The organism is Flavobacterium sp. PL11 (assembly GCF_035985025.1).
In the GTDB taxonomy this organism is placed as follows: domain Bacteria; phylum Bacteroidota; class Bacteroidia; order Flavobacteriales; family Flavobacteriaceae; genus Flavobacterium.
The window spans coordinates 75,107-87,792 of sequence record NZ_JAXCIA010000010.1 but is presented as its reverse complement, the minus strand read 5'-3'; the positions used below and the strand labels follow the sequence as shown (position 1 = coordinate 87,792).

General features: G+C 34.0%; 8 protein-coding genes and 1 pseudogene. 2 read left to right on the top strand and 7 right to left on the bottom strand.

Features of this window, described 5'->3' with window-relative positions; translation table 11 throughout:
- Positions 1-11: 11 nt before the first annotated feature.
- The 7 genes and pseudogenes from porN to RCH18_RS07270 form a co-directional block, all read right to left on the bottom strand.
- Positions 12-905: a type IX secretion system ring protein PorN/GldN gene (porN, locus tag RCH18_RS07300; RefSeq protein WP_326936096.1), complete on the bottom strand. Its 894-nt coding sequence runs from the start codon at positions 903-905 to the stop codon at positions 12-14.
- 39 nt (positions 906-944) lie between these two features.
- Positions 945-2,486, bottom strand: a complete 1,542-nt coding sequence (porM, locus tag RCH18_RS07295; protein WP_326936095.1) for a type IX secretion system motor protein PorM/GldM — start codon at positions 2,484-2,486, stop codon at positions 945-947.
- 44 nt (positions 2,487-2,530) lie between these two features.
- Complete coding sequence (gene porL / locus RCH18_RS07290) at positions 2,531-3,178, bottom strand: type IX secretion system motor protein PorL/GldL (RefSeq protein WP_326936094.1); 648 nt, start codon at positions 3,176-3,178, stop codon at positions 2,531-2,533.
- 43 nt (positions 3,179-3,221) lie between these two features.
- On the bottom strand, positions 3,222-4,619 hold the full coding sequence (gene porK, locus RCH18_RS07285) for a type IX secretion system lipoprotein PorK/GldK (RefSeq protein ID WP_326936093.1): 1,398 nt from the start codon (positions 4,617-4,619) through the stop codon (positions 3,222-3,224).
- A gap of 127 nt (positions 4,620-4,746) precedes the next feature.
- Positions 4,747-5,898: a formimidoylglutamase gene (locus RCH18_RS07280; RefSeq protein WP_326936092.1), complete on the bottom strand. Its 1,152-nt coding sequence runs from the start codon at positions 5,896-5,898 to the stop codon at positions 4,747-4,749.
- Positions 5,899-5,901: 3 nt separating this feature from the next.
- Positions 5,902-8,430 (bottom strand): type I DNA topoisomerase, encoded by a 2,529-nt coding sequence (gene topA, locus RCH18_RS07275; RefSeq protein WP_326936091.1) that lies wholly within the window; start codon positions 8,428-8,430, stop codon positions 5,902-5,904.
- Between the two features lie 210 nt (positions 8,431-8,640).
- Positions 8,641-9,406 (bottom strand): annotated as a pseudogene (locus tag RCH18_RS07270) (DeoR/GlpR family DNA-binding transcription regulator).
- A 164-nt stretch (positions 9,407-9,570) separates the two neighbouring features.
- On the opposite strand from RCH18_RS07270, the gene RCH18_RS07265 reads away from it, so the two are divergent.
- Together RCH18_RS07265 and glpK are read left to right on the top strand one after the other, a co-directional pair.
- A complete protein-coding gene (locus tag RCH18_RS07265; protein WP_326936090.1) occupies positions 9,571-11,151 on the top strand; it encodes a glycerol-3-phosphate dehydrogenase/oxidase in 1,581 nt (526 codons plus the stop codon).
- A 26-nt stretch (positions 11,152-11,177) separates the two neighbouring features.
- Positions 11,178-12,674, top strand: a complete 1,497-nt coding sequence (gene glpK, locus RCH18_RS07260) for a glycerol kinase GlpK (protein ID WP_326936089.1) — start codon at positions 11,178-11,180, stop codon at positions 12,672-12,674.
- The last annotated feature ends 12 nt before the right edge of the window (positions 12,675-12,686 follow it).

The window sequence follows — 12,686 nt, the reverse complement described above, 5'->3', positions numbered from 1 at the left end:
GTGAAAATGGATTAATAGTTCCACATATCTGATTCAAAATTTCTAATTTTTTCTTTGACTCTTTCTGATTCTAGTAATTGATTTTGAGCATTATTTTTCATATACTCGTCAATAGTTCTATCACCATAAACATTTTCTTCCTTATATATAATACTGTTGAAACGTCTAGAATTTAGAATTTGATCAAATGAAACTGGCATCGCTGAATTTTTTTCATTAAAGGCTTTTGCTTGATGCAAAACATCTCTTGCTGCGGGAAAAAATACCCAAAACAATTCTATATAATCTTTCTCATCATTATTCATCGTGTAAACATCAGGAGTTACTGGACAAATTCCTAGTAAGCGATATTTCAATTCACTTTGGCGTTTATCAAAATACCAATATCCTTTGATTTTATATTGCAAAACATCTGCAGCTGTTAAGTCTTGCTTTAAAATATACTCTTCTGAGATATTTTTACCTGCGTTTATTTGTTCTCTTCCCGCATCAGTAGTGTCAATACGTGTCAAAGAGCTTTGAATATCTTGTAACGATTTTTTAGTGTTAAAATAACTATCGGTATATACCTCAGTGATCTCTCCATTTTTCATAGCTTTAGTAAGCACATCATAAAGCGAGCGTCTACTAGGACCTATATTAGTTGTATCTACTGGAAAATATAATGCAAAATTGATTCTCTCGCTTAGGTCGATAATCTCCCAAGTGGTTTTACCCATCATCACATCTCGATCTTCAACATAACCATAAGTTAATGGTTTGTCATTATCCGATTTTAGTTGTGCGGTCGTTTTAAATCCTATTTGATCTGGAGTCTTTGCATTAAGCAAATTTGACTGCGCAAATGAGACACCACCAAACGCCAAGGACAGTAACGCAATTAAACTAATTTTTAATTTATTCATCTGATACTTTCTATATTAAAGTAGGCTATAAACCTTATTTTATTGTATTTCAAAAATTACTGGGGCAGTTCTAGGTAGTAAATAACTACCTGCTCCACTTAGCTTTGTTTTAATCTCAGAAATTGTAACTTGATCCCCTTTACCCGCTTTAGCAAGTACAGCCTTACATTGTGCATTTAATTTATTTCCTTGCACAACAACTGTAGGTTGTCCTGTTAATTTAAGATTAAAACCCACTACATCTAAACCTACCTCAAAATCAAAATCAAGTAATTTAGCTCCAATAGTGGCAATCTCAAGATTCGATTTAGGTCCTTTTACTACACCCATTTCTCCTCTAATAGTCCCTGTTGGGCCTGGGATACCTTTTATTCTAAATAATTTTCTGTCTGATACTTTTTCACCATTAGGTAAAGTTCCCGTAACTGTAATAGTTACTTCATCTCCACCACCAGGTGATAGATTGTATTTACCTTTACCCGCTGGACTTAACCCCGGAGCTGAAGCAGAAATTTTATCCGCACCAATACCTGCAAAAGAAACTGATATAGGATTTACAACACCTCTATAAACAACATTCATTTTATCAGCAGAAATTGTAGCAGAATTTGGTTTAGGAACAACAACGTAATTGCCTTTAAATTTTAAAGGAATCGATTTACCATCTTCCATAAATGTAAATTGTCCATTTATTGCTTGCTCCCCTACATTTCCAGCAGTCATAGCTATTAAAGCTTGACCATTTACAATTTTTCCAGGACCAGAAAATGAAGTTGGTTTTGTATTTTGGTCATATCTTCCCAAAACCACTTTTCCTGTTACTTTCTCACCTTGAAAATAGGCGCTTTTATCAAGAACTACAATGGCTTCATAATTACTATATGAAGCAGCTGCAACGGCCGCTTTTCCTAATAAAGTATTATAAACATCAGTTTCTGTTTTCCTTACATCATTTTGCCAAGCTGATAATTTTGCTAATGAAGCAACTGCTGGAAATCCTTTAAAGTGATAATCTAAATAATCGATGTCAATTCCATCTTTATTTTTAACTTTAGACAAATCAAATTTACTATCTACTTCAGCGATTATTGATGCTAGTTTAGGGTTATTACCAAGTGCCAATTTCATATCAGCCTTATACTTTTCAATTGTAGCAATAACTTCATTTCCTTTAGCTGAATTACCATTTGGACCAAACCACAAATTATCAATATTGTCGCCTTTATCCATCTCTTCATAAGGTAACTTTCCTGTCTCAGGATCAACTTCATAACCTGCTAAAAGTTCTGATTTTATCGAACCTATATATTCATAAAAATTTTTGGTAATTGTTTCCACTTTATGAGCGGTAACTGAAGCTACATTAAATTCTCCTCCAGCCTCAGCAGCTTTCGCATCTAAACCTACTAACATTTGATTATTAGAAAGTTCAGCAGAGACGTTTGAATTTTCAAATTTTTCATTCATTAATCCAAAAGCTGACAATACTTCTTTGGACATATTAAGTGCTAACATTGCGATAAAAACCAAGTACATTAGGTTGATCATCTTCTGTCTAGGGGTTAACTTTCCTCCTGCCATATTTTCTAATAATTAGTTTATTATTGATTATAGTTTAAAACTAATTATCCTTTATTACTCATTGCAGAAAGCATTCCTCCGTAAACATTATTAAGTGAAGATAAATTAGTAGTTAAAGACTGCATTTGATCCTTTAATTTTAAATTATTTTCTGCAACTTCTTCATTTATTTGAGCGTTTCTTGAAGCGCTTTGTAATTGAATTTTATACAAGCTATTTAACGATTCCATTTGAGCTGCCGCTAAAGACAGTTCCTCACTATATTTTTTTGTAGAAGCAATAGAATCAACTGTTGGAGCAATACCTTTAGCAGCAGATTCAAAATTTTTAATACTGTTTCCCAAACTTGCCATTAATTCACTATCAATTTTAGCGTCTTTTAACATTGCATCTAATTTTTGAGATAACATTCCTTGAGTATCTGTCGTGGCTTCAACTTTATTAGCAACTACTCTTGATTGACCATTTCCTAATTCAGGGTAAACTAATGTCCAATCTAAATCTTTATCAACAGGCTCAAAAGCTGATAAAGCAAAGATAAATGCTTCTACAACTAGACCTATTGTAAGCATTAAATTCCCAGTTAAAAATCCAAATTCAATATGTGTGATCTTAAATAATGCTCCAAGGATTACAATTGCAGCTCCCATGCCGTAAAAGAAATTCATAGTTTTTTTGCTCAATAATGCCATAATATTTTTTTATTTATGTTTTAATAGAATTAGTTCAATTTAATTATTTCTTTTTCACGTTTACAGTGGTTTGTAAACCCATATAATCTTGTACAGTTCTAAAACCAATATAACTCCTGGCTGAATCAGCATATTCGTAATCTCTAGTGCTAACTTGTAGATAATAAGCTACATCTTTCCAAGATCCTCCGCGTAAAACTTTTCGCTTATTAGATTCATCATATACATTTGGATTCATAGATGAAACAAATTCATAAGCATTCGGATCATAAGAAGAGTCAGTCCACTCTGAGACGTTACCCGCCATATTATAAAGGTTATACCCATTTGGATCAAAAGATTTAGCTTCTACTGTATATAATGCTTCATCAGCTGCATAATCTCCTCTATTCGGTTTAAAATTTGCTAGAAAACAACCTCTATCATTTTTAGTATACGGACCACCCCATGGATAAGTTGCTGATTGTAAACCACCTCTAGCGGCATATTCCCATTCAGCTTCTGTTGGCAATCTAAAGCTATTAACTAAATCTCGACTTTTTTTCTTTGATTTTAAGTACGTATTTTTATTTAAAGTTCTCCAAGCACAAAATGCTTTTGCCTGAGACCACTTAACCCCTACTACTGGATAATTACCATACGCTTTATGCCAAAAATAATCGTTATGCATTGGTTCATTGTAAGAATAGGCAAAATCTTTAATCCAAACGGTGGTGTCTGGATAGACATTTACCACCTCTGGTTTAATAAAATCTTTTCGTTTTCCCACTTTAGCCTTAGCTGCTGCTTGAATATCCATCCAAGAATAACGGAAATTTAACTTATTAACATCAATTGTTCGCAAACCATTATACGATTCCGCTAAAGGAATATACATAGAGTCCATTACTTCTGTATAATATTCATCAGGATATAACTTAGTATCTTTGATCAGTTTTACTTTTTTATTTAACTTTCTTCCCGCGTATTCATCATCAGCTGTACCAATACTATAATAATTGTCAGTCATGTATTTATCGTATGGAGTCATTTTAGCAGGATCGGCATCGTTAAAAGCATAGTCACCAATTCCAGAAGCATTTTTACCTTTACCAGAGCCAGCTTTTTGACCTGTTAGATCTGCTAAAATAGCTAATCGAACTCTTATCGTGGAATCTTTAACCCACTCTACAAATTGACGGTACTCGCTATTAGTAATTTCAGTTTCGTCCATATAAAATGAGCGTACAGTAACGGTTTTTGTAGGTGCATCTTCAACGTTAGCTAAATCAGCATCTGATTTACCCATAATAAAAGCACCACCAGGAATCAAAGCCATTCCGTATGGCTTTTCGGGATTCCATTTTCCTCCATCAATACCAACTAATTCCCCCTTGTCGCTTGATTTACCACATCCAATTGTCAGTGTTATAATTGCAGCAAAAACTATGAACTTCTTCATCTAAATTTGGTTATCTATTCATTATTTTAAAGGCTGTAAACCTATTTATTTTTTTTCAAAAAAACAATTGTTTTATTACAAACAAAAATTTTTATTTAAATTTTTCTTAAATTAACATTAAAGTATTTTACAGCGTATTTTTTCTTTGTGCTTTCCACCATCTCTCAGGGATTTCCTGATCGCATGCTAATAAATATTCATTATAAGAACAGGGTAATAACGTATTTCTTTTTAGTTTATTATTAGCATTAGAAATAAATGGAATTTCTATCCACCAGCGACCTGTTTTATCACTTTTATAAAAGACAAGTTCTTGCTCTTCTAATGGGACTATATACTTCAAATAATTTTCTTTACTTCCAAAAGGATATTCATTAGATCGGTAGTGAAAACCTTCCATAAAATACCAAATTATTTGCGCGATTAACTTTGATTCTTGTGCATTATTAGTATGATTAAATATTCCTAATGATGATACTTTATCACTTAGTCCAGCATATCTTGACAAAGTACAAATTTCTTTACCATTGAATCCATTTGGTTCAAATGAAACAACGTTACCAGAATCAGCAGATTTAATTGAGTTCATATCAATACTAACTAAATCAGCATCTCTAAAAACAGGTTCAGCGATTGCACTATTATTAGAGACCTCACCTAATCTATAAGCATCAAAATATAACTTTTCGATTAAATCAATTTCTTCTTGCGAATTATAATAGGTTTGATAACCTAAATTAGAATAGTTAAATAGATTATTAGGTTCGTCAATGATAATTTGGGTTAAATATGATGATGCGGTCATCACTTCATCGTCCTTCCCAAAATCAAATTTATTATCAATTGCAACTAAATTAACCATTTGCTCTAACTGGTCATATCCTCTATATATGGCATAAGTCAAGTCTTGAGAACCACCTATTATAATAGGAATGATCTTTTTCTTTAGTAAGCTTGAAACTACATTTTTAACGGCAAAATAAGTATCTGTAACTGAATCTCCTGGCAAAATATCGCCTAAATCAGCTATATCTGTAACCCAATTTCCTGGAAATAAATTATACAATTCTTTCCGTACTGAAAGCAAATCTACATTTGCAAAAGCATTTTTATCAGCTCGATTTTCTAAAACACCAACTATAGCAATTTTTATTTTGTCTAGATCGGGAAATACTTCTAGTGTATTTAATATAATTTTACTTCCTAATTGCTGAGTAGTAATTTCATTAATATATTCTATTATTTCGCCTTGCAAAGGCCTCAAAAAGTCAAATTCCATTATTTATTTTTTTGAAACAGGTTTTTTAACTGCAGCTTTCTTTACGGTCGCTTTTTTTACAGGTGCTTTTTTAGCAGTGACTTTTTTAGCTGGAGTTTTTTTCGCAATCATTTCCTGAACTTCTTCTAAACTTAATTTGGTAGCGTCAACATCTTTACTCAATTCAATTTTGACCTTGCCTTTAGTAATAACGGAACGTCCCCAGCGTGCTTTCTCAACTAAAATACCTTCCTCTTCCCAGTTATGTAAAACCTTATCAATGTTTTTTTGTAGTTTATCTTCAATCAATGTCTCAATGTTTGACTGTGATAAATTATCAAAATCATATTTCTTACTAACATTAATAAATAAACCATCCCACTTAATAAAAGCACCAAAACGTCCTACTCCTTTTTGGACGCCTTCTCCTTTATAAATGGCAATTGGCGCATCAGCAAGTGCTTTTTCGTCAATTAGTTCTTTTGCCCTGTCAAAATCTATATCTAATGGATTTTCGCCTTTTGGCAAAGAAACGAAAGCGGCTCCATGACGAATATACGGACCATAACGGCCGTTACTTACTTCAACTTCTTCATCTTTATAAGTTCCAAGATTCTTTGGCAATAAAAATAAATTCAGCGTTTCCTCTAATGTAATATTACCGATGTTTTGATCATTCATCAAACTAGCAAACTTCTTTTCTTCGTCATCTGCAGCTCCTATTTGAGCCATTGGCCCAAATTTCCCTAAGCGTACCGAAACTGGCTTTCCAGTTTTTGGATCGGTTCCTAAAATCCGCTCTCCGCTTTCTCTTTCTGCATTAGCTTCTACATCTTTCACATTTGGATGAAACTGATCGTAGAATTCTTGCATCATTTTTGTCCAAACGATATTTCCTTCTGCGATTTCATCAAAATCTTGCTCTACTTTAGCAGTAAAATTATAATCTAATATATTTCCGAAATTTTTAACCAAAAAATCAGTAACAATAGTTCCAATATCTGTAGGAACCAGTTTCCCTTTATCGGAGCCTGTATTTTCTTTTAGCAACTTCTCGCCTACTTTTCCTGATTGTAAAGTAAGTTGCGTATAATTGCGTTCCTGACCGTCCATATTTCCTTTCTCAACATAATTTCTGTTGATAATCGTCGAAATGGTTGGTGCATAAGTAGAAGGACGACCAATACCTAATTCCTCTAATTTTTTAACCAAAGAGGCTTCGGTATATCTTGCAGCAGCGCGTGAATAACGCTCGGTAGCTGTAATATAATTGTTTTGCAACTTTTCGTTGACTTTCATTGCCGGTAACATTCCTTCTTGCTCCTCTTCATCATCATCGTGACCTTCCAAGTAAACCTTCAAGAAACCTTCAAAAAGCAAAACTTCGCCAGAAGCCGAAAATATTTCGTTGTGATTATTCGCTTCAATTTTCACGTTTGTTCGTTCTAATTGCGCATCGCTCATTTGGGAAGCTAAAGTTCTTTTCCAAATCAAATCATATAAACGCGCTTGGTCTCTATCAATATCTACTGTATGTCTGGACATATCCGTAGGCCGTATGGCTTCGTGTGCTTCCTGCGCTCCTTTACTTTTATTGACAAAAGTTCGTGGCTTAGAGAATTCCTTCCCATACGATTTAATGATTTCTGCCTGAGCTGCATCCATTGCATCTTTAGAAAGATTCACACTATCGGTTCTCATATAGGTAATAAGTCCCGCTTCGTATAAACGCTGTGCTAATTGCATAGTAATCCCTACTGGAAGATACAATTTACGAGCCGCTTCTTGTTGCAAAGTTGAAGTTGTAAAAGGGCCAGTTGGTGATTTTTTAGTTGGTTTTGTTTCTAAATCTGAGACCTTATATGCAGAGCCAACATTTTTATTTAAAAATTCTTCCGCTTCTTTTTTAGTACTGAAATTTTTAGGCAGTTTAGCTTTAAATGATTTAGCAGATTCATTTGTAAATTCAGCTACAACAGAATAAGTTGCAACTGCATTAAAATTTTGAATTTCTCTTTCACGTTCCACAATCAACCTAACAGAAACCGATTGTACACGACCAGCCGAAAGTCCGCCTTTTATTTTTCTCCATAAAACGGGCGATAATTCATAACCCACTAATCGATCAAGTACTCTTCGCGCTTGCTGAGCGTTTACCAAATTATAATCAATTTCACGCGGATTATCAATTGCTTTTAAAATAGCTGTTTTGGTGATTTCATGAAAAACAATGCGTTTTGTTTTCTTTTTATCCAAATTTAATTCTTCGGCTAAATGCCAAGAAATAGCTTCTCCCTCGCGATCCTCATCACTTGCTAGCCAGACCATATCGGCTTTTTTAGCAAGTGCTTTTAATTTAGTTACTAAGGCCTTTTTATCAGCAGAAACTTCGTATTTAGGTTTGAAACCATGTTCTACATCTACCCCAATTTCTTTAGAAGGCAAGTCGGCTATATGTCCATAACTCGATTCCACTTGAAAATCGCTTCCTAGAAATTTCTCGATTGTTTTTGCCTTTGCTGGTGACTCTACTATTACTAAATTCTTTGCCATTGCTCTATTTTTCTGTGGCAAAAGTAGAAGTTTTTTTTAAATAACGCACTTTTGGTAATTTTAAAAATATTTTTAAAAAGGATCAGACGTTAAAATACAGCATAAATTTTTAGTCGATGAAGAAAAATAATCATTACAAGACAACAAAAAAACCAAGGTATATTAGTTAGATTTTAGATGTATTTCAAGGATACAATTCAAATTTTACTATTATAATTTACCTGCTATAATAACATTGATTCCGATTTCTTCTAGTTTCATTTTAGTTTCGACATCGATACCTTCATCAGTAATAAGCACGTCAATCTTGTTTAGATTGCAAATTTTACCAAATCCTCTAATATTCATTTTTGTAGAATCAGCTAACACGATAACTTTCTCGGCAACTTCAATCATGGCTTGATTTAAATGGGCTTCCAAAGCATTAGATGTACTTAAACCAAATTCTAAATGCACTCCATCAGTTCCCAAAAATAATTTATTGCAAGAAAATTGACTCAAGATAGCTTCAGCAATAGGCCCTACAGCCGACGTTGAACTGTTTCGAATATCGCCCCCTAATTGAATTGTATCAATACTAGCTTCTTTACAAAGCTCCAGAGAAACCTTTAATGAAGGAGTTAAAACTGTTAATTTATGAAAGCCCTTAATAATTTGAGATAAATAGTGAATATTAGAACCAGAACCTAGTATAATATAATCACTGTTACTTATATACTTTAATGCTTCTTCTGCAATTTGTTTTTTTTTGCTCCACTTGCATTTCCTGTTTATCATCAATATTACGCTCAAAAGCATACAATGCTTTTTTACTAGCTCCTCCATGCATTCGGTGCAATAACTTTTCATTTTCTAAAAAATTTAGATCCTTTCGTATGGTAACAGCTGAAACATTATGAGTATCACATAAATCAACTACATTCACATACCCCTTTTGATCTAATTCATTGAGTATATCATCCTGTCTCTTGTTCATAAAAGCAATATTTAATAGTTATAACTACACAATTATAACATATTTTTTCTCAAAAACACAATTTCAGTAAAAAGTTTTTGAGAAAATAGTAAAAGTTTCGTTTTACTTCATTATGTTTGTAATGTGAAAGTAAATATATTTAATTTACAATTAAAAAACACATTATGAAACTAAACGAACAATTATCAAAGTTAAAACAAACTCCAGAATGGGATATAATCATTATTGGTGGAGGTGCCAGCGGTCTTGGAACTGCTCTTGACGCCGCCAGCAGAGGTTATAAAACCATTTTAGTCGAAGCAGTAGATTTTGCAAAAGGAACCTCAAGCCGAAGCACTAAATTAGTTCATGGCGGCGTACGCTATTTAGAGCAAGGTGATATTTCTCTTGTTAGAGAGGCGCTTAAAGAAAGAGGCTTAATGGCACAAAATGCTGGCCATTTAGTAAAAAATCAATCTTTTGTGATACCAAATTACAATTGGTGGGGCGGTTATTTCTATACCGTAGGACTTACTATTTATGACATGTTAGCTGGCAAACTAAGTCTGGGTAAATCTGAATATATTTCGAAGAAAAAAACTATTGAGCTACTCCCTACAATAGAGCAAAAGGGATTAGTAAGTGGCGTTCTTTATCAAGATGGTCAATTTGATGATTCGCGTTTGGCTATCAATATTGCACAAACAGCCGTAGAACAAGGCGCTTGTCTATTAAATTACACAAAGGTTGTTAATCTATTAAAAGACAGTAACAATCAAGTCACTGGCGTTCAAGTTAAAAATCAAGAAACTGGAGAGTTAATCGACTTAAAAGGAAAAGCGATCATCAATGCAACTGGAGTCTTTACTAATGCAATAATGAAACTAAACGATACTGTTTATAAAAAATATATTGTTCCAAGTCAAGGAATACATCTTGTATTTGATAAATCGTTCCTACCAAGCGATCACGCTTTGATGATACCAAAAACAACTGACGGTAGAGTCCTATTTGCTGTGCCTTGGCATGATAAAATTGTTGTAGGAACAACTGACACCCTAATTAAAAGCCATAGTTTAGAACCAATTGCTTTAGAAAAAGAAATTGACTTTGTACTAGAAACAGCACAGCGCTTTCTATCAAAAAAACCCTCACGTGCCGATGTCTTATCCGTTTTTGCCGGATTAAGACCACTTGCAGCTCCTGAAAAAGAAGGAAAAAGCACCAAAGAAGTTTCTAGAAGCCATAAAATATTTGTTTCGGAGACTGGACTGATAACGATAACTGGAGGAAAATGGACAACGTATCGAAAAATTGCAGAAGATATTATAGATAAAGCGATACGGGTACGTAAATTACCAAAAAAGGAATGCAAAACAGAACATATTGCTATTCACGGGAACAAAATAACAAACGCAAGAGACCGCAAGAATCATTTATATATCTACGGAACGGATATTTCTAAAATAGTAGAGTTACAAAATCAAGAACCTGAATTAAAAGAAAAATTACATCCTGATTACGACTATACGATGGCTGAAGTAGCTTGGGCAATTCGTCACGAAATGGCAAGAACAATTGATGATGTTTTAGCTAGAAGAGTTCGCTTATTATTCTTAGATGCTCGCGCAGCAATAGCATCATGTGAAAAAGTAGCACAATTATTAGCAAAAGAATTAGGTCATGACAAGACATGGACACAAAACCAAATAGCAGATTTTAAAACTCTTGCAAATGGATTCCTTCTGAAAGAATTTAAAAAATAATACTATTAACCAAAAATTTTATAATCATGAAAAACAAATTAATCTTAACATTAGATCAAGGAACAACATCTTCGAGAGCTATCGTCTTTAACCATGATGGAGAGATTGTAGGTGTCACTCAAAAAACTTTTGAACAGCTATTCCCTAAGCCAGGATGGGTAGAGCACAATCCTAATGAAATTTGGTCTTCTCAAATAAGTTGCGCTGCAGAGGTGATTGCAAAACTTGGTATTTCAGGGAAAGAAATAGCAGCCATTGGAATCACTAATCAGCGTGAAACAACAATAGTTTGGGATCGAGAAACTAGTGAACCTTTGTACAATGCTATTGTTTGGCAAGATCGTCGAACAGCAAAATATTGTGATGATTTAAAAGTGGCAGGGTATGCAGAAATGATTCAACAAAAGACAGGATTAGTTTTGGATGCCTATTTTTCTGGAACTAAAGTAAAATGGATTTTAGACAATGTGGAAGGAGCAAGAGAAAAAGCAGAACAAGGAAAACTATGTTTTGGCACCGTAGATACTTGGTTAATCTGGAAACTCACTCGCGGTAAAATGTTCATGACTGATGTTTCTAATGCAAGCAGAACTTTATTGTTAAATATTCATACCCTAGAATGGGATACTGAATTACTCGAACTATTCGATATACCTAGATCCATGTTACCAGAAGTAAAACAAAGTAGTGAAATATATGGCGAAACTAGTACTACATTATTTTCTACTAAAATTCCAATTGCAGGTGTAGCTGGCGATCAGCAAGCGGCTCTCTTTGGACAGTTATGCACCGAACCCGGAATGGTCAAAAACACTTATGGAACGGGTTGCTTTATGCTAATGAATACTGGAAGCAAACCTGTTTATTCTAAAAATAATTTACTTACCACAATTGCTTGGAAAATAAACGGAAAAGTGACTTATGCCTTAGAAGGAAGTGTTTTTGTAGGAGGAGCAGCAGTACAGTGGTTGCGAGACGGCGCTAAAATGATTGATTCTGCAGAGGAAATAGAAACTTTAGCTGCCAGTGTGCCTGATAATGGAGGGGTTTATTTTGTACCTGCTTTGACAGGTTTAGGAGCACCACATTGGGATCAATATGCCAGAGGGGCAATTTTAGGAATAACGAGAGGAACAACACACGCACACATAGCAAGAGCAACTATAGAAGGAATTACCTATCAAGTCTATGACTTGGTAAAATCAATGGAAGCTGATTTTGGAAAAAAAGGAAAAGAATTACGGGTAGATGGTGGTGCAGCAGTTAATAATTTAATGATGCAATTTCAATCTAATTTGTTTGGTTTTAATGTAATTAGACCCAAAATGCTTGAGACTACCGCATTAGGAGCAGCGTATTTAGCTGGCTTAGCTGTCGGCTACTGGAAAAGTATTGATGAATTACAAGAACAATGGTCGATTGATCATGTTTTTTCTCCTGAGATGCCAAAAGTAGAAGTAGACGAACTAGTTAGAAACTGGCATAAAGCCGTTGGCCGTGCAGAAAACTGGATCGAAAATTAGACTTAAAACAGA

Bases quoted from the DNA above. Each gene is read 5' to 3' on its own strand.
- porN (WP_326936096.1), bottom strand. From the start codon at position 905: ATGAATAAATTAAAAATTAGTTTAATTGCGTTACTGTCCTTGGCGTTT.
- porL (WP_326936094.1), bottom strand. From the start codon at position 3,178: ATGGCATTATTGAGCAAAAAAACTATGAATTTCTTTTACGGCATGGGA.
- porM (WP_326936095.1), bottom strand. From the start codon at position 2,486: ATGGCAGGAGGAAAGTTAACCCCTAGACAGAAGATGATCAACCTAATG.
- RCH18_RS07265 (WP_326936090.1), top strand. From the start codon at position 9,571: ATGAAACTAAACGAACAATTATCAAAGTTAAAACAAACTCCAGAATGG.
- topA (WP_326936091.1), bottom strand. From the start codon at position 8,430: ATGGCAAAGAATTTAGTAATAGTAGAGTCACCAGCAAAGGCAAAAACA.
- RCH18_RS07280 (WP_326936092.1), bottom strand. From the start codon at position 5,898: ATGGAATTTGACTTTTTGAGGCCTTTGCAAGGCGAAATAATAGAATAT.
- porK (WP_326936093.1), bottom strand. From the start codon at position 4,619: ATGAAGAAGTTCATAGTTTTTGCTGCAATTATAACACTGACAATTGGA.
- glpK (WP_326936089.1), top strand. From the start codon at position 11,178: ATGAAAAACAAATTAATCTTAACATTAGATCAAGGAACAACATCTTCG.